Origin of the sequence: Pseudomonas cavernae (assembly GCF_003595175.1) — a bacterium.
In the GTDB taxonomy this organism is placed as follows: Bacteria; Pseudomonadota; Gammaproteobacteria; order Pseudomonadales; family Pseudomonadaceae; genus Aquipseudomonas; species Aquipseudomonas cavernae.
The window spans coordinates 742,867-764,193 of sequence record NZ_CP032419.1 but is presented as its reverse complement, the minus strand read 5'-3'; the positions used below and the strand labels follow the sequence as shown (position 1 = coordinate 764,193).

The window sequence follows — 21,327 nt, the reverse complement described above, 5'->3', positions numbered from 1 at the left end:
AACAGCTCAACGCAGCGCCTCCACTCAGGCTACCGCCGCCTCCCTGCGTTTCTCAGACTTCTTGGCCTGATAATCCTTCGCCGCATCATGAAAAGCCTGCAGCAACAGGTTGTACTGCGGATTTTCCCAGTAGCGATATTCCGGGTGCCACTGCACGCCGAGGGCAAAGGCTTTGGCGCCGATCACGCTAACCGCTTCGATCTGCCCATCTTCGGCAACGGCCTCGATCTGCAGACCTTCGCCAAGGCGATCGATACCCTGGCCGTGCAGCGAGTTGACCGCCACTTCGCGCTCACCCAGCAGCGTGTGCAACACGCCACCCTCGGTCAGGGCGACCTTGTGGATCGGGCCATAGGCCACATCGTCCGGCACGTCCTTGACCTCGCGATGATCCAGGCGACCCGGCACTTCGTGAACCTGGCGATGCAGGGTGCCGCCGAACAGCACGTTCATTTCCTGTGCGCCACGGCAGATGCCGAGGAAAGGAATGCCGCGCTCCAGGCAGGCGCGCATCAGGCGCAGCACGGTGGCGTCGCGTGGCTTGTCACTCAGGCCTACGCCTTCGGCCGAATCACCATAGAAGCTCGGGTGCACGTTGGACAGCGAACCGCCGAACATGATGCCCGAGACGCTATCCAGCACGGTATCCATGTCCAGCTCATCGGCAAAGGCCGGGATCATCAGCGGGAAGGCACCGAAACCGGTGACCGAGCTGATGTACTTTTCGCCCACCAGATGAAACCAGCCAATGTCACGGTCGGTCAGCTGCCAGCGGCACAGGGGGAGGCCAATCAGGGGTTTGCTCATCGCAAGGGTTTCCTCTTGTTCTTCGAAAGTTGCTCTGGGCTACCCTTGGGTCAGCGGCCTCGCCAGACGCTGGTGCGTCCGAGCCCGCTCGCCCAAGGGGTGCCGTTTCCCGGTAGCGGCTGACGCCAGCAGGGTCACTGCACCAATGCCGCGCCCGCGCGGCAGGGTTTAATTGCGAAAAAAAGGCCGGTCTTGCGACCAGCCTTGGGTGTTGCTTAACCGTTGCTCGGGAAGGCGAACTGCGCCGCCTCATGCGTGGCGCGTTGCGGCCAGCGCTGGGTGATCGCCTTGCGGCGGGTGTAGAAGCGCACGCCGTCCGGGCCGTAGGCGTGGAGGTCGCCGAACAGCGAGCGTTTCCAGCCGCCGAAGCTGTGGTAGGCGACCGGGACCGGCAGCGGCACGTTGACGCCGACCATGCCGACTTCGATCTCGTCGCAGAACAGCCGCGCCGCTTCGCCGTCGCGGGTGAAGATGCAGGTGCCGTTGCCGTATTCGTGGTCGTTGATCAGCTGCATGGCCTGTTCCAGGCTGTTGACCCGCACGATGCACAGCACCGGGCCGAAGATTTCCTCCTGGTAGATGCGCATCTCCGGGGTGACCTTGTCGAACAGCGTGCCGCCGAGGAAGTAGCCGTCTTCATGGCCGGCGACGCGCAGGCCGCGGCCGTCCACCAGCAGTTGCGCGCCGGCGGCAACGCCGTCGTCGATGTAGCCGACCACCTTGTCACGGGCGGCGGCGGTGACCAGCGGGCCCATGTCGAGGCCGCAATTGGTGCCGGCACCGATCTTCAGGGCCTGGATCTGCGGGACGATCTTCTCGACTAGGGCGTCGGCGATCTGCTCGCCGACACACACGGCCACCGAGATGGCCATGCAGCGCTCGCCGCAGGAGCCGTAGGCGGCGCCCATCAGCGCGCTGACGGCGTTGTCCAGGTCGGCGTCGGGCATCAGCACCGCGTGGTTCTTGGCGCCGCCCAGGGCCTGTACGCGCTTGCCGCGCTTGGTGCCTTCGGCATAGATGTATTCGGCGATCGGGGTCGAGCCGACGAAGCTCAGGGCCTTGACTTCCGGTGCTTCGATCAGCGCGTCGACCGCTTCCTTGTCGCCATGCACGACGTTGAGCACGCCCTTGGGCAGGCCGGCTTCATGCAGCAGTTCGGCGATCAGCAGGGTGGAGCTGGGGTCGCGCTCGGAGGGCTTGAGGATGAAGCAGTTGCCGCAGGCGATGGCCAGCGGATACATCCACAGCGGCACCATGGCCGGGAAGTTGAACGGGGTGATGCCGGCGACCACGCCGAGCGGCTGGAAGTCGCTCCAGGCGTCGATGTTCGGGCCGACGTTGCGGCTGTATTCACCCTTCAGCACTTCCGGCGCGGCGCAGGCGTACTCGACGTTCTCGATGCCGCGCTTGAGTTCGCCGGCGGCGTCTTCCACGGTCTTGCCGTGCTCTTCGCTGATCAGTTGGGCGATCTTCGCCTCGTTCTGCTCCAGCAGCTGCTTGAAGCGGAACATCACCTGGGCGCGCTTGGCCGGCGGGGTGTTGCGCCAGGCCGGGAAGGCGGCCTTGGCCGAGTCGATGGCCTGCTGCACGGTGGCGCGGCTGGCCAGCGCGACCTGGTGGATGGCCTCGCCGGTGGCGGGGTTGTAGACGGCGGCGCTGCGGCCGTGGTCTTCGACGCGGACGCCGTGGATCAGGTGCGGGATAGTGCTCATGGGGTGGTCCTTATTGGGCGATTCGAGTGGGGACGACGCGAGGTCGTCCACCGCAGAGTTGTTCCCTCTCCCGTTTACGGGAGAGGGTTAGGGAGAGGGTCGCGCTTGCGGCAAGCCCGGCCCTCTCCCCCGGCCCCTCGCCCATCAATGGGCGAGGGGAGCTGTTAGGCGATCTGGTTGAGCGCTTCGCCGACCGCGTCGAACAGGCGGTCGAGGTCTTCGCGCTTGGCGTTGAAGGTCGGCCCGAACTGCAGGGTGTCGCCGCCGAAGCGCACGTAGAAGCCGGCTTTCCACAGGGCCATGCCGGCCTCGAACGGGCGGACGATGGCGTCGCCGTCACGCGGGGCGATCTGGATCGCGCCGGCCAGGCCGCAGTTGCGGATGTCGACCACATTCTTCGCGCCCTTGAGGCCATGCAGCGCGCTCTCGAAATGCGGGGCCAGCTCGGCCGACTGCTGGATCAGGCTTTCCTTCTGCAACAGGTCCAGCGCGGCGAGGCCGGCGGCGCAGGCCACCGGGTGCGCCGAGTAGGTGTAGCCGTGGGTGAATTCCACCGCGTACTCCGGGGTCGCCTGGTCCATGAAGGTCCGATAGATCTCCGTCGAGGCGATCACCGCGCCCATGGGGATGGCGCCGTTGGTGATCTGTTTGGCCACGTTCATGATGTCCGGGGTGACGCCGAAATACTCGGCACCGGTGGCCTTGCCCATGCGGCCGAAGGCGGTGATCACTTCGTCGAAGATCAGCAGGATGTTGTGCTGGTCGCAGATCGCGCGCAGGCGCTGCAGGTAGCCCAGCGGCGGCACCAGCACGCCGGCGGAGCCAGCCATCGGTTCGACAATAACGGCTGCGATGTTGGAGGCGTCGTGCAGTTCGATCAGCTTGAGCAGCTCGTTGGCCAGCTCGACGCCGCCGGTCTCGGCCATGCCCTTGGTGAACGCCAGGCCCGGCTGCAGGGTGTGCGGCAGGTGGTCGACGTCCATCAGGCTGCCGTACATCTTGCGGTTACCGTTGATGCCACCGAGGCTGGTGCCGGCGATGTTGACGCCGTGGTAGCCACGGGCGCGGCCGATCAGCTTGGTCTTGCTGGCCTGGCCTTTCAGGCGCCAGTAGGCGCGGGCCATCTTCACCGCGGTGTCGGCACATTCGGAGCCGGAGCCGGTGAAGAACACGTGGTTGAGCTCGCCCGGCGTCAGCTCGGCGATTTTCTCCGCCAGCTTGAACGACAACGGGTGGCCGTATTGGAAGGCCGGCGAGTAGTCGAGGGTGCCGAGCTGCTTGGCCACGGCTTCCTGGATTTCCTTGCGCGAGTGGCCGGCGCCGCAGGTCCACAGGCCGGACAGGCTGTCGTAAATCTTGCGGCCATGCTCGTCGACCAGCCAGCTGCCTTCGGCGCCGACGATGAAGCGCGGGTCGCGCTGGAAGTTGCGGTTGGCGGAAAACGGCATCCAGTGCGCGTCCAGCTTGAGCTGGCTGGCGATGGACGGGGTGGCGGTCTGCGGCATGTTCATGGTGGCCTCTCGAGGCAGGTGTTGTTCTGTGTAGGAGCGAATTCATTCGCGCTGGTGTTGCCCGCATCGCGAATGAATTCGCTCCCACAGGTTGTTGCAGACAAGGTGCCACGGGCCTAAAGTCAGGAAAATTCAGATTTTCCAATCTTTAGATCAGGCACTGCTAAACAATGAGCACGCACCGGCAGGACCCGCTGGCCCAGGTCAGCGACTTCGATATCCGCTTGCTGCGGATCTTCCGCAGCGTGGTCGAATGCGGCGGCTTCTCCGCCGCCGAGAGCGCGCTGGGCATCGGCCGCTCGGCGATCAGCCAGCAGATGAGCGACCTCGAACAGCGCCTCGGCCTGCGCCTGTGCCAGCGCGGGCGCGCCGGCTTCGCCCTGACCGAGGAAGGCCGCGAGGTCTACCATTCGGCGCTGCAACTGCTCGGCGCGCTGGAGAGCTTCCGCACCGAGGTCAACGGCCTGCACCGCCACCTGCGCGGCGAGCTGAACATCGGCCTCACCGACAACCTGGTGAGCCTGCCGCACATGCGCATCACCCACGCCCTGTCGCGCCTCAAGGAGCAGGGCCCGGACGTGCGCATCAATATCCGCATGATCCCGCCCAGCGAGGTGGAACAGGGCGTGCTCGACGGCCGCCTGCACGTCGGCGTGGTACCGCAGGCCGGCGCGCTGTCCGGGTTGGAATACCAGCCGCTGTATGGCGAGCGCTCGCTGCTGTACTGCGCGGTCGGCCACCCGCTGTTCTACGCCGACGACGCCCAGCTCGACGACGAACGGCTGAACGGCCAGGACGCCATCGCCCCGACCTTCCGCCTGCCCAGCGAGATCCAGGCCCACTATCAGGCGCTGCACTGCACGGCCAGCGCCTCGGACCGCGAGGGCATGGCCTTTCTGATCCTCACCGGGCGCTACATCGGTTACCTGCCGGATCACTACGCCGCCTTCTGGGTGCGACAGGGCCGCCTGCGCGCGCTGAAGCCGGCGACGCGCTTCTACGACCTCAGCCTGGCCTCGGTGACGCGCAAGGGCCGGCGCCCGCATCTGGTGCTGGAGAGTTTCCTGGAGGCGCTGGCGGCGACGACCTAGGTCGGGCTGCCCTCGGCCCGGTAGGAGCGAATTCATTCGCGATGGCGACGGTTCGCTGTTGTCGGTTATCGCGAATGAATTCGCTCCTACAGACGCTCCGCTCGAAACGACTCGCAACGCGCCAATCCGGCCACCTGCTGGTGAGGGTCTATTCTCGAACGGGGCGCCCCGCCGGGCGCCTGCCCTTCCATCGAGTGCCACCACGGAGGACCCCATGCCTAGCCGTCGTCACTTCATCCAGGGCGGTGCCAGCCTCGCCGCCCTTGCCGCCCTTGCCGCCCTCTCGCCCTGGCTGCCGAATGCCACCTGGGCCGCCCCCGCCCCGCTGCTGCAACGCAAGATCCCCAGCAGCGGCGAAAGCCTGCCGGTGATCGGCCTCGGCACCTCGCGGGTGTTCAATGTCGATCTCACCGATGAGCAGCTGGCGCCGCTGCTGGAGGTGATCCAGACCTTCTTCGCCGGCGGCGCCACGCTGATCGACACCGCACCGAGCTACGGCGCCGCCGAGCAGGTCACCGGCGAGCTGCTCAAGCGCAGCGACAACCAGGCCAAGGCCTTCCTCGCCACCAAGCTGTCGTCCACCGGCCGCGAGCGCGGGGCGGCGCAGTTCCAGCTCAGCCAGGAGGCGCTGCAGCGCCAGCACATCGACCTGGTGCAGGTGCACAACCTGCAGGACAGCGCGACCCAACTCGGCCTGCTGCGCGAACTCAAGCAGCAGGGCACGGTGCGCTATATCGGCATCACCCACTACGTGGACTCGGCGCACGACGACCTGATCGCGGTGCTCGAGCGCGAGAAGGGCATCGACTTCGTGCAGTTCAACTATTCGGTGGGCGAGCGCGGCGCCGAGCGGCGCCTGCTGCCCTACTGCGCCGAGCACGGCCTGGCGACCCTGATCAACCGCCCGTTCCAGCGCGCCGCGCTGCTCAGCCGGGTCAAGGGCCAGCCGCTGCCGGACTGGGCCAACGCGCTGCAGGCGAGTTCCTGGGCGCAGCTGCTGCTGAAGTTCATCCTCGCCCAGCCGGCGGTGACCACGGTGATTCCGGCCACCTCCAAGCCGCGCTACATGGCCGACAACCTCGCCGCCGGCCGCGGGCCGCTGCCGGATGCGGCCCTGCGCGAGAAGATCGTCCAGGCGTTTGCCTGAGCGCGGTTCCGTAGGGCGGATGGCGCTTTTCACAGCCACCGGTTTCTGGTGGAAAACGCTGCGCGGTTTTCCACCCTACGGCTAAGGGCCAGGCGCGACGGAATAGCTCCCTCTCCCTGCTTCATAAAAGCAGTGCGGGAGAGGGCGGGGAGAGGGAAAGGGCCAGCTGCCTATCGCCCTCTCCCCCGGCCCCTCTCCCATCAATGGGAGAGGGGAGCAACGCACCACAACGCGGGTCCTGACCGTCCGCACCAGCCAGTCCCCTCTCCCGTTTACGGGAGAGGGTTAGGGAGAGGGAGCGCTGCATGCCCCTAACTGAGCGCCTGACCAGCACCATCAACGCCCGCCCCGACGAGCTGGGCGCCGCGCTGGGCGGCTTCGCCCTGTTCTTCTGCCTGTTCGCCGGCTATTTCATGCTGCGGCCGATCCGCGAGGCGATGGGCATTCTCGGCGGGGTGGAGAACCTGCAATGGCTGTTCACCGCCACCTTCGCGGCCATGCTGCTGGCGGTGCCGCTGTTCGCCTGGCTCAACTCGACGGTGCCGCGGCGGCGCTATGTCGACTGGGTGTACGGCTTCTTCATCCTCAACCTGTTGCTGTTCGCCGCTCTGTTCCAGGCCGGCGATTCGGTGTGGAGCGGGCGCGCCTTCTATGTGTGGATCTCGGTGTACAACCTGTTCGTCGTCTCGGTGGCCTGGAGCCTGATGGCCGACGTGTTCGACGCCGTCCAGGCGCGCCGGCTGTTCGCCTTCATCGCCGCCGGCGCCAGTTGCGGCGGGCTGGCCGGGCCGGCGCTCGGCGCCCTGCTGATCGAGCGCCTCGGCCAGAGCGGCCTGACCCTGCTGGCCGCCGCGCTGCTGGCCGCGACCCTGCCGGCCAAGTACCGGCTGATGGCCTGGCGCGAACAGGGCGGCGCCGGCCGCCCCGGTGCGCCGCCGAGCGAGAACCCGCGCCAGCCGGTCAGCGGCAACCCGTTCAGCGGCATCGGCCTGGTGTTGCGCTCGCCCTATCTGCTGGCGGTCGGCGCCTTCGTCATCCTCCTCGCCACCGCCAGCACCTTCCTGTACTTCGAACAGGCGCGCCTGGTGGCCGAGAGGTTCCCCGAACGCGAGGCGCAGATCCGCGTGTTCAGCCTGCTGGATTTCAGCGTGCAGGCGCTGTCGCTGGCGGCGCAGCTGTTCGTCGCCGGGCGATTGGCGGAGCGCTACGGCCTGCGCGCGATGCTCGCCGGAGTGCCGGCGCTGGTGTGCCTGGGTTTCCTCGCCCTGGCGCTGGCGCCGACCTTCGCCGTGCTGGCGGCGGTGATGGTGGTGCGGCGGGTTGGCGAATACGCCTTCGTCCGCCCCGGCCGCGAGATGCTGTTCGCGCCGCTGGATGCGCAGACCAAGTACAAGGCCAAGAACTTCATCGACACGGTGATCTACCGCGCCGGCGACGCCCTCAGCGCCTGGGCCAAGGCGCTGCTCGACGGCCTCGACGCCGGCGTGCTGCTGGCGGCATTGGCCGGCGCGGTGTGCGCGGCGGTCTGGGGCGGACTGGGCTGGTATCTGGGCGGCCCTGGCGGACAGCCGCGCAATGTCCGCAACGGGCGGAAAACCGGCCCGGCCTAGCGACTTGGAACCTGTTCAAAGCCTCGCGATCCGAGAGCCGGCCTTGGCCATCGGTGGAAAATGCTTCGCAGTTTTCCACCCTACGCGGACTGGCAGGCTGGGTAGGGTGGATAACGCTGTGCTTATCCACCATTACGCCGGCAACAAATACTCACGGGCGAGACCTTGAACAGGCTCTTAGCGCCCCGGCTGCCAGCCGCGCAGGAACAGGGCAATGGCGCGGCGCACCCGCTCTTCCTTGGCGGCATCCAGGCCGGGCGTCTCGCGCCCCTGCACGGCACCGAAGAACGGGAACGCCGCCACCGCCTGCATGAACTGCTCGGCGACGAAATGAGCGTCTTCTGCGCTGCCCGCCGCAGCGAACACACCTTCCAGCGCCTGCACCGCATCGGCGATGGCGAAGTCGGCGACGCTGCGCGCCAACTCGGGAAAACGCGCCACCTCGGCGATGGTCAGGCGGTACAGGGCGATCACGTCCGGCTCGAGAATCCACCCCAGCAGCTGGGTGGCCACCCGGTACAGGCGCTCCTCCAGCGGCAGGTCGGCGGGGGCGACGTCCTCGGCCGGGCGCACGTAACGGCGCACGTAGCGCAGGATCACCGCCTCGAACACCTGCGGTTTGCCGGGGTAGCGGCTGTAGAACGTGCGCTTGGAAATGCCGGCCGCGGCGGCGATGGCCTCGACGCTGGTGGCGCCGAAGCCCTGCTCCATGAACAGCCGGGTCGCCGCGTCGAGCACCCGGTCGGTCAGGCGCTCGGCTTCTTCCAGCGAGGGCCTTCCGCTGCGGCGCGGCGCGGCTTGTTCGGCGCCTGTCTCTGTTGCCATCGCAAATATCCGGCTGAACTGAAGTGCGGCGAATGGTGGCATTTCCGCCGAACGGGCACCAGCGAGCGCGCTTGCATTTAGGGCGCGGATCGGGACAAATGAAACGGTATCGTTTACTTTATCCGCGATCGTCATAACAACAACTCATCATCCCGGAGCCATCGCCATGTCTGTAACCACTACCGAGCTGCTGGACCGCGCCCCGCACCCCGTACTCAACCGCTGCGCCATCCTCGAGCGCTTCGGCGCCGACAAGCTCGAGCTGCTACTGGCGATGGCCATGCTCGGCGACCCGCTGGCCGACGCGGTGGTCGCCGAGCAGCGCGGCCTGGCGCAGGCGAACCGCGCTGCCGGCCAGGGCATCGCCCATGGCCTGGCCAGCCTGGAACAGGCGCCGCCGGCGCTGCGTGCCCTTCTGGAACACGCTGAAAGCGTGCCGGAATGGGTCGACGCCGGGCGCATCCGCAAGGGCGCCGAGGCCTACCTGTCGGTCGGCCTGGAGTGGTTGACCATCTCCCTCGGCCCCGGCTCGCTGGCCCACACTTACGCCTCGCCGGCCATCGCCAAGGTGTTGATGGCCACCGGCAGCCTGGACAGCCGCGCCGAGCGCCGGCTGGTGGAAACCGCGGTATGGAACCACCAAATCGCCCGCCCCGGCGGCCTGGCGCGAGGTGGCCGCGGCTACGTCCACAGCCTGCAGGTGCGCCTGCTGCACGCACGGGTGCGCGGCGGCCTGCTGAACAAGGGCTGGCCGCGGGCGACACTGGGCATGCCGATCAACCAGATCGACTTGGCCCGCACCTGGCTGGACTTCACCTATGTGCCGTTCAACGCCCTGCAAAAGGTTGGTATCGACTTCGATGCCGAGGAATTCGCCGACCTCTATCACCTCTGGCAGTTGATCGCCCACCTGCTCGGGGTCGACCCGCGCCTGTACCGCCTGGCCCACGACCAGCAGTCCGGCGCCGAACTGCTGGCCCTGATCGATGCCGGCATCGCCGCCCCGGACCAACATTCGCGGCAACTCACCGGCAAGATGCTGCAAGCCCTCGGCCAGCGCCTGCAGCCAGCCCTGCAGATGGCCGAGGCAGACGCGGTGCTGCTGATGCACAGCGTCTGCCGGCTGTTCCATGGCGACGAACTCGCCGACCAACTGGGCGCCGAGCCGAACTGGACTGCAGCCATGCTGCCGGCCCTGACCGAAAAGAATCGCGCGCAACGCCAGCTTGAGCGGCGCAACCCGGAGCTGCGCCGACAGAAGATCGAACAGACCCTATTGGCCTTCGACCAGGCCGACCGCGCAGTGGATGGCGCCACCGCCTACCAGAACAATCTGGCCGCGCCAGCGGCGGAAACCCTGCCGGGTTAAAGTGCCCAGGCGCCAGGCCGGCCGGCGGCGAAACCCCGCGTAACAACTGCCCCGGCTCGGCCGGCCACGCCAGGCGACCATGCATATTTTTTGGCCCTTGGCGCTAACCGGGGAGCGCATGCAGCCGTCTATGCTCTCAGGTCGCTTGCGATAACAACAAAACCTTGGAGTCTCCATGTCCCTGTCTAGCTTTGCCCGCCACCGCCGCACCCTGCTGGCCAGCCTGATCGCCGCTACCCTCAGCCAGCCGCTGCTGGCCGCCGAATCGAGCAAGCCGGCCAGCGCCATCACCGCGGCGAAGAACGCCGAAGTGCTCAAGACCCTGCCGTTCTCCGACCGCCTCGATTACGAAACCGCCACCCGCGGGCTGATCGCACCGTTCACCGGGCAGGTCAAGAACGCCGAGGGCAAGGTGGTCTGGGACATCGACGCCTACCAGTTCCTCGACAACGACAAGGCCGCCGCCAGCGTCAACCCGAGCCTGTGGCGCCTGGCCCAGCTGAACAAGTACGCCGGCCTGTTCGAGGTGGCGCCGAAGATCTACCAGATCCGCGGCATGGACGTGTCGAACATGACCATCATCGAGGGCGACGACGGCCTGTTCGTCATCGACCCGCTGGCCGTCAGCGAGACCGCCAAGGCCGGCATGGAGCTGTATTTCCAGCACCGGCCGAAGAAGCCGGTGGTGGCGGTGGCCTACAGCCACAGCCATGCCGACCACTTCGGCGGCGTGCGCGGCGTGGTCGACGAGGCCGACGTCAAGGCCGGCAAGGTGAGGATCTACGCGCCCTCCGGCTTCATGGAGCACGTCGCCAGCGAAAACGTGTTCGCCGGCAACGCCATGCTGCGCCGCGCACAGTTCCAGTTCGGCAGCCTGCTGCCGCGCGGCGAGCAGGGCCAGGTCGAAGCGGGCATGGGCAAGAGCGTGCCGGTCGGCGGCACCCTGACGCTGATCGCGCCTACCGACCTGATCCAGAAGGAGTACGAAACCCACACCATCGCCGGCCTCGAGGTCGAGTTCCAGCTCACCCCGGGCACCGAAGCGCCGTCGGAGATGAACTTCTTCTTCCCGGAAATGCGCGCGCTGTGCATGTCCGAGAACACCACGCAGATGATGCACAACATCCTCACCCCGCGCGGCGCCCTGGTGCGTGACGCCAAGGCCTGGTCGCAGTACATCGACGCCAGCCTGACGCGCTACGCCGACAAGTCCGACGTGATGTTCGTCTCGCACAACTGGCCGGTATGGGGCGGCGAGCGCATCCGTACCTTCCTCGCCGACCAGCGCGACATGTACGCCTTCCTCAACAACCGCACGCTGAACCTGGCGAACAAGGGCCTGACGCCCACCGAGATCGCCGCGAAGATGGACAAGCTGCCCGGCGAGCTGGAGAACAAGTGGTACCTGCGCAGCTACTACGGCTCGCTCAGCCACAACTCGCGCGCCGTGTACCAGCGCTACCTGGGCTGGTACGACGCCAACCCGGCCAACCTCAACCCGCTGACCCCGAGCGATGCCGGCGCGCACTACGTCGAGGCCCTCGGCGGCGCCGACGCGGTGAAGAAGCTGATCAAGACCGCCATCGACAAGGGCGACTACCGCTGGGCGGCGACCCTCGGCAACCACCTGGTATTCGCCCAACCGGACGACCAGGCGGCCAAGAACCTGCAGGCCGATGCCCTCGAGCAGCTCGGCTACCAGACCGAAAACGCCCTGTGGCGCAACATGTACCTGACCGCGACGATGGAGCTGCGCAACGGTGTGCCGAAGGCTGGCACCCAGACCGGGCGCATCGACCTGGTGCGTGCCATGGAAGCCGGGCTGTTCTTCGACTACCTGGCGGTGCGCCTGGACAGCGACAAGGCCCAGGGCCACGACATGACCCTGAACTGGGACTTCGGCGACATCGACAAGTCCTATGCGCTGAGCCTGCGCAATGGCGTGCTGACCCACATCGAGGGCCGCAACGGCAAGGCCGATGTCACCGTCAAGCTGGACAAGAGCACCCTGGACCAAATCAGCGCCCGCCAGCTGGACTTCCCCACCGCCATCAAGCAGGGCGCCATCAAGCTCGAAGGCAACGGCAAGAAGCTCGGCGAGTTCCTCGGCCTGCTCGACAGCTTCGACCCGCAGTTCAACATCGTCACCCCTTAAGCCGACTCGTGCCGTGTGTGCCTGAGGCGCACCGGCAACCTGTCAAGCACGCGGCGCCCGCCTTCACCGGCCGGCGCCGCGCGTTTTTCTGCGCTGCGCCCTTGTTTCGGCACCGCTAGATGGGGTATCAGTGCTAGCACAATGCCCCCCGGAGTCCGCTCGTCTTGACCACCCTGCAAGTGCCCGCACACAGCCCCCATGCCACCGGCAAACCGGCCGGGCGGATTCGGCAGAAGAACGAAGAGGCCATCATCGCCGCGGCCGAGGAAGAGTTCGCCCGGCATGGCTTCAAAGGCACCAGCATGAACGCCATCGCCCTGCGCGCCGGCCTGCCGAAAGCCAACCTGCACTACTACTTCAGCAACAAGCTGGGCCTGTATGTCGCGGTGCTGAGCAACATCCTCGAACTCTGGGACAGCACCTTCAACACCCTCACCGTCGACGACGACCCGAGCGCCGCGCTGGCCCGCTACATCCGCGCCAAGCTGGAGTTCTCGCGGCGCCAACCGCTGGCCTCGAAGATCTTCGCGATGGAGGTGATCAGCGGCGGCGCCTGCCTCGAGCAGCACTTCAACCAGGACTACCAGGACTGGTTCCGCGGCCGCGCCGCGGTGTTCGAGGCCTGGATCGCCGCCGGCAAGATGGACGCCATCGACCCCATGCACCTGATCTTCCTACTCTGGGGCAGCACCCAGCACTACGCCGACTTCGCCGCGCAGATCTGCCGGGTCAGCGGGCGCAAGCGCCTGACCAAGGACGATTTCGAGGACGCCGCGCGCAACCTCATCCATATCATCCTCAAGGGCTGCGGGCTGACGCCGCCGGCCGCCTGATGGCCTTCACCCTCGTCGCCCCTTGCGAATACCGCGAGGAGATCCGCAAGAGCCGCTTCCTCGCCCTCGCCGCGCCGGTCGCCAGCGCGGCCGCGGCGCAGGCGTTCATCGCCGCCCACCGCGAGGCCGGCGCCTCGCACAACTGCTGGGCCTGGAGGGTCGGCAGCCAATACCGCTTCAGCGACGACGGCGAACCCGGCGGCAGCGCCGGCCGGCCGATACTCGCAGCCATCGAGGGCCAGGCCTTTGACCAGGTGGCGGTGCTGGTGATCCGCTGGTACGGCGGCATCCAGCTCGGTACCGGCGGCCTGGCACGCGCCTATGGCGGCAGCGCGGCCAAGTGCCTGCAGGGTGGGGCGTGCACGCCGCTGCTGCGCCTGCAACGCTTCACCTGTCACCTGGGCTTCGCCGAGTTGCCGCTGCTCAAGGCACGCCTGGACGAGTTCGCGGCGCAGCCGGAAGGCGAGACCTACGACGCCACGGGCGCCCGCCTGACCCTGGCCCTGCCCGCCGAGCAACGCGAGCCGCTGCAACGCCTGCTCGCCGACCTCAGCCGCGGCCGCTGCCAGTTACAGGCGCTGGACGCGCCAGAGGACAACGCCCCATGAGCCGCAAGCTGCGCATCCACTCGCCGGCCATCCACTATTTCGACATGGTCCGCCGCTGCAACTCGATCCGCGAGGCGGCGCGGCGCCTGAACGTCGCCTCCTCGGCAGTCAACCGGCAGATCCTCAAGCTCGAGGACGAACTCGGCACACCGCTGTTCGAGCGCCTGCCCGGCGGCCTGCGCCTGACCGCGGCCGGCGAACTATTCGCCAGCCACGTCACCGTGGTGCTGCAGGATGCCGAGCGGCTGCGCTCGGAACTGGACGCCATGCAGGGCCTGCGCACCGGCCACGTGGAGATCGCCACGGTGGAGGGCGTCACCGCCGACCTGCTGCCCTGCGTGCTCAAGAGCATGCGCGAGCGCTACCCGCAGGTGACTTTCGGCGTCACCCTGCTCGGCTCGCAGTCGATCCCCGACGCGGTGCTGGACGGCGGCGCCGACCTCGGCCTGGCCTTCGCTCTGCCGCGCAGCGCCGAGTTGCAACAGCTCAGCGTCGGCCACTTTCGCCTCGGCGCCATCGTCGCCCCCGGCCACCCCCTGGCGACCCGCCACGAAGCGAGCCTCGCCAGCTGCGCCGAGCACGGCCTGATCCTGGCCAAGAGCGAACTGTCGATCCACCACCTGCTCGCCCCGCTGCTGCGCCGCCTGCGCCAGCCCGCCAGGCCGATCCTGGAGAGCAGCTCGCTGGAACTGGCCTGCCAGTTGGCCAAGCGCGGCCTCGGCGTGGCCTTCCAGACCCGCATCGGCATCGAGGCCGACCTCGCCAACGGCGAGCTGAAGCACATCCCGCTGAGCGAAAGCGGCGGCGTGTTCAGCGACCTCGGCCTCTACGTGCGCAACGGCCGCCACCTGCCGGTGGCGGTGGATGCCTTCGCCCGCCAGCTCGACGAGGAAATCCGCCTGCGCGAGCGCCAGGAACGCGAAGACCTCGCCCCGCAGGTTGGTGCGTAGGTTGGCGCTGAGCGCAGCGAAGCCCAACGGCGGCGCCCGGCTCGGCCACGGTGCTGCGCTTGCGATCGTCCGTTGGGCTTCGGCGTTGCGTGCCTCAATCCAACCTGCCCATGCGCCCCACAGTGCTCCGGCGGCCTGAATCGCGCGAGTTAGACAAGCCGCTGAAAATCCTGACTTTTCAGTCAAAGCACTGATGCCGTTTCGGCATCGGCATGCTCGATATTCTGTTCTTTTGGTGCTCAGAGGATTGTGTCGATACTGCGGCCATCGAGGCTGAAGCCAGCGTTGCAACCTCTCCTACAAGTCCAATAAGAAAGGAACACCGCCCGCATGAACAACACAGTGAAAGGCACCGCCCTGCTGCTCGCCCTGGTCGGCGCTGGGGAGGCTTCGGCCCTGGAGTGGATGAACAACAGCGTCGGCTTCCGCTACGGCGAGGAGTTCACCAACCCGAACAACCCCAACAACATCGCCAAGCGCATCTATAGCTTCACCCATGCCAGCGGCTACCAGTACGGCAGCAACTACTTCCACCTCGACGTGCTGCTGTCCGACAGCAACGACCCGCGCAAGGGCACCGACCACGGCGGCAGTGAGGTCTACGGCGTGTACCGCAACCAGATCTTCGCCTCGCGGGTGTTCGACCAGGCGTTCAGCAACGCGCTGGTCAAGGACTACGCCCTGACCCTGGGCTTCGACGCCAGCCGCAACAACAACCTGGCTTCGGCGAAGAAGCGCGCGCTGGTGATCGGCCCGACCCTGAAGTTCAACACCGTCGGTTTCGCCGACCTGAGCCTGATGTACTACAAGGAGAAGAACCACTCCGGCATCCCCGGCGCCAAGCACCCGGACCACACCTTCGACGCCACCTACATGCTCAGCCTGGCCTGGATGCGGCCGTTCGAGGTGGCCAACCATGCGGCCAAGTTCCAGGGCTTCGTCAACTACGTCGGTGACAAGGGCGAGGACTACTTCGACAAGGACACCGCCCCGGAAACCCTGATGCGCGCTGCGCTGATGGTCGCCGCACGGCCGGGCAAGAACGCCAAGCCGAACCTGTATTTCGGCGTCGGCTACGAGTACTGGCACAACAAGTTCGGTGTCGACGGCGGGCGCGGCAGCCGCACCTCGACGCCGACGCTGAACCTGGAACTCACCTTCTGAGCAGGCGCATGGCCCGGGTGGTGGGTATCGCTGCGCTCACCAGCCGATCCTCTACCGGCCGCGGCCGGGGGTTGCGGGACGGCAGCCCTACAACATCGCCAACAATTCCCCACAATCGCGGGCAAAGGCATCGGCCAACTCCGGCCAGGGATTCTCCGCCAGGTTGACCAGCACCCCGCAGGCGCCGGCCGCGCGCGCGCAGTCGAGGTCGAAGCGGTAGTCGCCGACCATCACCAGCTCGCTCGGCGCCACCTTCCACTGCTCGGCCAGGTGCAGCAAGCCACCGGGGTCCGGCTTGGGCGGAGCCTCGTCGCGGCCGACCACGTCGGCGCTGAGGAAGCAGTCGCCGAGGCCGATGGCCCCGAGGGTCAACAGCGCCAGTTCATGGGCGTTGCGGGTGAGGATGCCGAGCTTGCAGCCGCGCTCGTGCAGTTCGCGCACCAGCGCCACCGCGCCCGGCGCGGCCTGCGAGCCGATGGCCAGCTCGCGTTCGTGCTCGAGCAGCCAGGCGTGCTTGGCCGCCGCTTCCGCCTCCGGCAGGGCCGCCAGGTGGTGGAGGATGTCGTGCTCCGGCGGAATGCCCAGGGCCCGGCGGATCGCCGCGAAGTCGTGGACCGCCACGGTCAGGGTGCCGTCCATGTCGAACACCCAGTGGCGGGCCGCGTGCAGCTTCACAGCCAGTCCTCGCGCTTGCGGATCAGCCCTTCCTGGGCCGTCGAGGCGACCAGCTGGCCGTCGCGATTGAACACGCTGCCGCGCACGAAACCACGCGCATTGCCGCTCCACGGGCTATCGACGCTGTACAGCAGCCACTCGTCGGCACGCACCTCGCGGTGGAACCACAGCGCATGGTCGAGACTCGCCACCTGCATGAACTTCTGGGTGAAGGACACCCCATGCGGCTGCAGCGCGGTGCCTAGAAAGTTCATGTCCGAGGCGTAGGCGAGGATGTATTTGTGCAGCGCCGGGCTCTCCGGCAGGCTGCCGTCGGCGCGGAACCACATATGGGTGATCGGCTCGCCCGGCTGGGGATCGTAGGGGTCGTGCTGGCCAACCATGCGCACCTCGATGGGGCGGTCGCAGAGCATCTGGTCGCGCATCCGCTCGGCGATCAGGTGCGAGCGCTGGCGCAGCAGGTCGAGTTCCGACGGCAGGTTCTCCGGGCCCGGCACCTGCGGCATGGCGATCTGGTGCTCATAGCCCTCTTCGGCGTATTGGAACGAGGCGCTGCTGAAGAAGATCGGCTTGCCCTTCTGGATCGCGGTGACCCGGCGGGTGCTGAAGCTGCCGCCGTCGCGCACGCGATCGACGCTGTAGACCACCGGCAGGCTGGCGTCGCCGGGACGCAGGAAATAGCCGTGCAGCGAGTGCACATGACGGGCGGGCTCCACCGTCTGGCTGGCGGCGGACAGCGCCTGGCCCAGCACTTGGCCGCCGAACAGCTGCGGATAGCCCAGGTCCTGGCTCATGCCGCGGAACAGGTTTTCCTCGATGGCCTCCAGACTCAACAACGACACCAGATCATCCAGCACTCGACTCATACAGCCTCTCCTCTGCTCCCGCTCGCGGGCGGTCTGCGTAATTCTGCATAGGCCGGCAGGGACGTCAGGCGATCGTCCCACACCGCGCGGCCGAGGGTGAAATGGTAAAGGCTTTGCCAGCGGCTGTCGGCAAGCGCCAGCAATTCATGCACCGCATCATCGAAGAAGCAGCCGATGCCGGTGGCGGACAGCCCCGCCGCCTCAGCTTCCAGGTAGAGCAGCTGGCCGATCTGCCCGCATTCCCAGTAAAGCCGAGGATAGAGCCAGGCGCCTTCGGCCAGCGCCTGGTCGAAGCGCGCCAGCATGGCCAGGGCGACGCAGCCGTCGCCGGCGATGTCCTGACCACAGGACAGGAAACCGGCCAGGCCGCGGGCATCGCCCTCGAGCAGGCGATAGAGCGGCAGCTCGCCGTCCAGGCGCTGCCAGAGGAAATCCGCGCGCAGGCCCGGCTGCGCCTCATCGGTGTCGCGCGCCAGCCAGTACAGCCCCGGCGCCAGACCTTGGACGCGGTGGACGAACAGCAGCAGATCGACCCGTGGCGGCTCGCCGGTCAGCGCCAAGGGCACCGGCGAATGCGCCGGCAGCAGCCGGCGCAGCCAGGCGAACAGCAGTTCGGCGTGAATGCCCGCCTTACCATCCATGGCCTGGGCGCTGCGCCGCCGGTGCAGCAGCGGGCGCAGCGGCAGGCCAGGATTGTCCGCGCGCACGGGCGCCGCCGGCGTTTGCCAGGGCAATGGCGCCAGCGCCGGCGCGCGACAGAGTTCTTGAATCCGCGCCAGCTCCGGCCAGTCGCGGTACTGGCGCGACAGCCGATTCGGCGTGCCGTGCAACGCCAGCGCCGCCAGGCCGCGCAGCAGGCTGGCCGGCAGGCGCGGCTCGCGCTCCTGCGGCGGGCCGATCCACAGCAACGCATCGACCGCCTCGGCTTCGTGGAAGCCGTCGCGATCCAGACCGAACAGCGTGTCCAGTTCGCGCTCGGCGATCCCGCGTAACAGGCGCACCTGCCAGCCCAGGGCGCTGGCGGCGATGGCCAGGCAAGCCAGGGCGTGGCCGAGGTCGTGCTGGCAGTAGCGGTAGGCGCGCTCGCCGTATTTCCACGCCTCGCGCCAGGGGATGCTGGCCAGGGCGAGCAGGCAGCCGCCGGCCGGCAGCGCCGCTTGCAGCTGTTGACCCAGCGCCGGCGGCAACTCGGCGCGCACCTCCAGGGCATGGGCATCGGCCGTGTAGTGGGCGAGCAGGCCGGCGTCTTCCACAGCCCCCGGCGGCAGCAGCAGATAGGCCTCGGTCGGGTGCAGGTTGCCGGACGACGGATTGACCCGCAGCGCCCAGCGGCTGCCGCCCGCCGCCTTCCAGGCGGAGATGGCGAGGCTGTCGTAGAGCAATTGCGACAGGCTGGCGCGATCCAGCGGCGCCGGTGCACCGAGCGGGCCGGCGAACACCGCGTCATAGACCGGCGACTCCTCCAGCGGCCGCTGCCACAGCTCGAGCAGCCGCGTGCCGCTGTAGCGCCGAAAGGCCACCGGCTGGCTCGCCCAGTCCAGCTGGCCGGGGCCGGGGGCGAAGCGCTCGGGCTGGTGCTTGCTCAGTTGGTGATAGGCGCGCACCGCGTCGCTGGCCTTCATAGCCCCTCCCGCCATTGCTCACGGCTCAGCCGGTACAGCACATGCCGGCGCAGCGGATGGCCGGGCGGCAGCTGCGGGTGCTCGAAGTCGTCGGCCGGATCGTGGCGCATGCCGATGGCCTGCATCACCCGCTGCGATGGCAGATTGCTCGGCGTGGTGAACGCCACCACCTCGTCCAACCCCAGCCGCTCGAAGGCGCAGGCCAGCGCCGCCCGCGCCGCCTCGCGGGCGAAACCCTGGCCCCAGTGCGCCCGCGCCAGGCGCCAGCCGATCTCCACCGCCGGGCTGAAAGGCGCCGCGAAGCCGACCTGCGCCAACCCGGTGAAGCCGATGAAGGCGCCGCTGTCGCGCCGTTCCAGCGCCCAAGCGCCGAAGCCATGCGCGGCGAAGTGCGCACGGATGCGTGCCGCCAGCGCGTCGCTTTCGTCGCGACTCAAGCAGGCGGGAAAGTGGCGCATCACCGCCGGATCGGCATTCAGCGCGGCGAAGGCCGGCAGGTCGGCGTCACGCCAGGCGCGCAGGCGCAGACGCGGGCTGTGCAGTTCGATCGCTTCCACCGCGGATTCCTTGAGCAGGCCAATACCGCCACAGCATACTGCCTGCCACGCTGCCGCGAGAGCCGAACCATGCCCCTGCCGCTGGTCTATCACGACGATTACAGCCCGCCCTTCCCGGCCGACCATCGCTTCCCGATGGAGAAATTCCGCCTGCTGCGCGACCACCTGGTAGACAGCGGCCTGACCACGGATGCCGATCTGCTGCGCCCCCAGCCCTGCCCGCGCGAGGTGCTCGCCCTCGCCCACTGCCCGGCCTATATCGAACGTTTCCTCGACGGCGATCTCAACGCCGGCGAGCAACGCCGCCTAGGCCTGCCCTGGAGCGAAGCGCTGGCGCGGCGCACCGTGCGCGCGGTGGGCGGCTCGCTGCTGGCCGCCGAACTGGCGCTCGAACACGGACTGGCCTGCCATCTGGCCGGCGGCACCCACCACGCCCATTACGACCACGCCTCGGGTTTCTGCATCTTCAACGACCTGGCCGTGATCGCCCGCTACCTGCTGGAAGCCGGCAAGGTCGGTCGCGTGCTGATCTTCGACTGCGACGTGCACCAGGGCGACGGCACCGCGCGCATCCTCGAACACACGCCGGACGCGGTCACCGTGTCGCTGCATTGCGAGAACAACTTCCCGGCGCGCAAGGCCACGAGCGACTGGGACATCCCGCTGCCGATGGGCATGGGTGACGCCGCCTACCTCAAGGTGGTCGACGACAGCCTCAACTACCTGCTGCCGCTCTATCAGCCGGACCTGGTGCTCTACGACGCCGGCGTCGACGTGCACCAGAGCGACGCCCTCGGCCACCTCAACCTCAGCGACGCCGGCGTGGAGGCGCGCGACGAGGCCGTGCTGCGCCACTGCCGCGAGCGCGAGATCCCGGTGGTCGGCCTGATCGGCGGCGGCTATGACCAGGACCGCGCGGCGCTGGCGCGACGCCATGGCCTGCTGCATCACAGCGCGCAGCGGCTGTGGCAGGAGGAGCATCGCGCAATAGCGAGGGCATAGCGATGAACAGCACTTTCGCCGGCAACCCATATGCGGATTATCTCGGCGCCGACCTCACCGACCGTTACGCGAAGGGCCGCCGGCCCATCGATGTCTGCGGGCTCCATGCACAAGCAGATGGCAGCCTGGTCGCCGAGTTCTGGCACTGGGAATGGGATGCGCCGCCTGCGCCACTGGACGTCACTGCGCTCTTACCCGAACTCGCAGCCGCCCGCTCGGCCATGCTGGATGGCCCGCAGGCCCTGGCCAACCCCGGAGAACGGATGCGCCAATGCGAACGGCTCTGCGGCGCGGCGGGCAAGACCCCCGACAGGCCACCGGTCGACCTCCCCTTTGCAGGTTTCGTGCGCTCGTCCGTCGAACTGTTCTGCGCCTTGGCTGACGCCGACCTGCCTGTCAGCCCGGACAACTTCGCCGGCGGCGTCAGCGAAGCCTACCCGGGTGACGCCTGGAAACGCTTGGCGCCCGGCCTGATGAACAAGGCAAAGCCGCAAGGACGGCAGGCGCGCAAGGCCATTCTGGAACGGCTGGGCGTGCGCAACTTGCCGGAATCGCCAAGTCACGATCATCTCGACGCCTGTCTCTGCGCGCTGATCGCCGCGGCCGCCGACGGGAAGGTTGCCGGCCTGGCGGTTCGCTCCCTGGGCGCACCGCTGCTCCGCGACAGCGAGGGTGTTTGGCGCGAAGGACCGATGGCGACCCTGGAGTCAATTCAACCCCTCGCTCTAGATTCGTAGGGCGGGTTAGCCGTAGACGGACGCTGGCGTCCAACGTTGGCGCCGCTGGTGGGTTACTCCGCTTCGCGGCTAACTCACCCTACAAA

Annotated in this window: 19 protein-coding genes; 11 read left to right on the top strand and 8 right to left on the bottom strand. The window is 67.9% G+C overall.

Translation table 11 applies throughout. The features are described from left to right. Positions 1 to 24: 24 nt before the first annotated feature. The 3 genes from D3880_RS03555 to aptA all read right to left on the bottom strand — a co-directional run bounded on the left by D3880_RS03555 (position 25) and on the right by aptA (position 4,030). Positions 25 to 807, bottom strand: coding sequence for a gamma-glutamyl-gamma-aminobutyrate hydrolase family protein (locus tag D3880_RS03555; protein WP_119892153.1), 783 nt, complete (start codon positions 805 to 807; stop codon positions 25 to 27). A gap of 215 nt (positions 808 to 1,022) precedes the next feature. Continuing rightward, positions 1,023 to 2,519, bottom strand: a complete 1,497-nt coding sequence (locus D3880_RS03550; RefSeq protein WP_119892152.1) for a CoA-acylating methylmalonate-semialdehyde dehydrogenase — start codon at positions 2,517 to 2,519, stop codon at positions 1,023 to 1,025. Between the two features lie 164 nt (positions 2,520 to 2,683). After that, a complete protein-coding gene (gene aptA, locus D3880_RS03545; protein ID WP_119892151.1) occupies positions 2,684 to 4,030 on the bottom strand; it encodes an omega-aminotransferase AptA in 1,347 nt (448 codons plus the stop codon). Between the two features lie 170 nt (positions 4,031 to 4,200). Between aptA and D3880_RS03540 the strand changes: the two genes are divergently transcribed. From D3880_RS03540 to D3880_RS03530, 3 genes are all read left to right on the top strand, one after another. Beyond that, positions 4,201 to 5,121 carry a LysR family transcriptional regulator gene (locus D3880_RS03540; RefSeq protein WP_119892150.1) on the top strand — a complete coding sequence of 307 codons (921 nt, stop codon included), beginning with the start codon at positions 4,201 to 4,203 and terminating at the stop codon, positions 5,119 to 5,121. A 214-nt stretch (positions 5,122 to 5,335) separates the two neighbouring features. Continuing rightward, on the top strand, positions 5,336 to 6,268 hold the full coding sequence (locus D3880_RS03535; RefSeq protein WP_119892149.1) for an aldo/keto reductase: 933 nt from the start codon (positions 5,336 to 5,338) through the stop codon (positions 6,266 to 6,268). Between the two features lie 305 nt (positions 6,269 to 6,573). Continuing rightward, complete coding sequence (locus D3880_RS03530; protein ID WP_119892148.1) at positions 6,574 to 7,878, top strand: NTP/NDP exchange transporter; 1,305 nt, start codon at positions 6,574 to 6,576, stop codon at positions 7,876 to 7,878. A gap of 177 nt (positions 7,879 to 8,055) precedes the next feature. Here D3880_RS03530 and D3880_RS03525 read toward each other — a convergent pair whose 3' ends face one another. Next, positions 8,056 to 8,703 (bottom strand): TetR/AcrR family transcriptional regulator, encoded by a 648-nt coding sequence (locus D3880_RS03525; RefSeq protein WP_162934929.1) that lies wholly within the window; start codon positions 8,701 to 8,703, stop codon positions 8,056 to 8,058. A gap of 166 nt (positions 8,704 to 8,869) precedes the next feature. Between D3880_RS03525 and D3880_RS03520 the strand changes: the two genes are divergently transcribed. The 6 genes from D3880_RS03520 to D3880_RS03495 all read left to right on the top strand — a co-directional run bounded on the left by D3880_RS03520 (position 8,870) and on the right by D3880_RS03495 (position 15,782). After that, positions 8,870 to 10,072 carry an oxygenase MpaB family protein gene (locus D3880_RS03520; protein WP_119892146.1) on the top strand — a complete coding sequence of 401 codons (1,203 nt, stop codon included), beginning with the start codon at positions 8,870 to 8,872 and terminating at the stop codon, positions 10,070 to 10,072. A 175-nt stretch (positions 10,073 to 10,247) separates the two neighbouring features. Beyond that, positions 10,248 to 12,227 carry an alkyl/aryl-sulfatase gene (locus tag D3880_RS03515; protein WP_119892145.1) on the top strand — a complete coding sequence of 660 codons (1,980 nt, stop codon included), beginning with the start codon at positions 10,248 to 10,250 and terminating at the stop codon, positions 12,225 to 12,227. Between the two features lie 164 nt (positions 12,228 to 12,391). Next, positions 12,392 to 13,060, top strand: a complete 669-nt coding sequence (locus D3880_RS03510; protein WP_119892144.1) for a TetR/AcrR family transcriptional regulator — start codon at positions 12,392 to 12,394, stop codon at positions 13,058 to 13,060. Further along, positions 13,060 to 13,668, top strand: coding sequence for an IMPACT family protein (locus D3880_RS03505; RefSeq protein ID WP_119892143.1), 609 nt, complete (start codon positions 13,060 to 13,062; stop codon positions 13,666 to 13,668). The genes D3880_RS03510 and D3880_RS03505 overlap by 1 nt, the downstream gene beginning before the upstream one ends. Beyond that, positions 13,665 to 14,618, top strand: a complete 954-nt coding sequence (locus tag D3880_RS03500) for a LysR family transcriptional regulator (protein ID WP_119892142.1) — start codon at positions 13,665 to 13,667, stop codon at positions 14,616 to 14,618. The genes D3880_RS03505 and D3880_RS03500 overlap by 4 nt, the downstream gene beginning before the upstream one ends. A 330-nt stretch (positions 14,619 to 14,948) precedes the next feature. After that, a complete protein-coding gene (locus tag D3880_RS03495) occupies positions 14,949 to 15,782 on the top strand; it encodes a nucleoside-binding protein (RefSeq protein WP_119892141.1) in 834 nt (277 codons plus the stop codon). A gap of 87 nt (positions 15,783 to 15,869) precedes the next feature. Here D3880_RS03495 and D3880_RS03490 read toward each other — a convergent pair whose 3' ends face one another. Genes D3880_RS03490 through D3880_RS03475 form a run of 4 tightly spaced genes read right to left on the bottom strand, consistent with a single transcriptional unit; the run spans position 15,870 to position 19,502 of the window. Next, a complete protein-coding gene (locus D3880_RS03490; RefSeq protein WP_119895651.1) occupies positions 15,870 to 16,421 on the bottom strand; it encodes an HAD family hydrolase in 552 nt (183 codons plus the stop codon). A 32-nt stretch (positions 16,422 to 16,453) separates the two neighbouring features. Further along, positions 16,454 to 17,323 (bottom strand): acyl-CoA thioesterase II, encoded by an 870-nt coding sequence (gene tesB / locus D3880_RS03485; RefSeq protein WP_119892140.1) that lies wholly within the window; start codon positions 17,321 to 17,323, stop codon positions 16,454 to 16,456. Next, entirely contained in the window at positions 17,320 to 18,945 is a 1,626-nt protein-coding gene (locus D3880_RS03480) for a SagB/ThcOx family dehydrogenase (RefSeq protein WP_119892139.1), read from the bottom strand. Before D3880_RS03480 ends, tesB begins: the two co-directional genes overlap by 4 nt. After that, a complete protein-coding gene (locus D3880_RS03475) occupies positions 18,942 to 19,502 on the bottom strand; it encodes a GNAT family N-acetyltransferase (protein WP_119892138.1) in 561 nt (186 codons plus the stop codon). Before D3880_RS03475 ends, D3880_RS03480 begins: the two co-directional genes overlap by 4 nt. A 69-nt stretch (positions 19,503 to 19,571) precedes the next feature. On the opposite strand from D3880_RS03475, the gene D3880_RS03470 reads away from it, so the two are divergent. Next, a complete protein-coding gene (locus D3880_RS03470) occupies positions 19,572 to 20,504 on the top strand; it encodes a histone deacetylase family protein (protein WP_119892137.1) in 933 nt (310 codons plus the stop codon). A 2-nt stretch (positions 20,505 to 20,506) separates the two neighbouring features. Continuing rightward, positions 20,507 to 21,241: a DUF429 domain-containing protein gene (locus D3880_RS03465; protein WP_119892136.1), complete on the top strand. Its 735-nt coding sequence runs from the start codon at positions 20,507 to 20,509 to the stop codon at positions 21,239 to 21,241. Positions 21,242 to 21,327 lie beyond the last annotated feature (86 nt).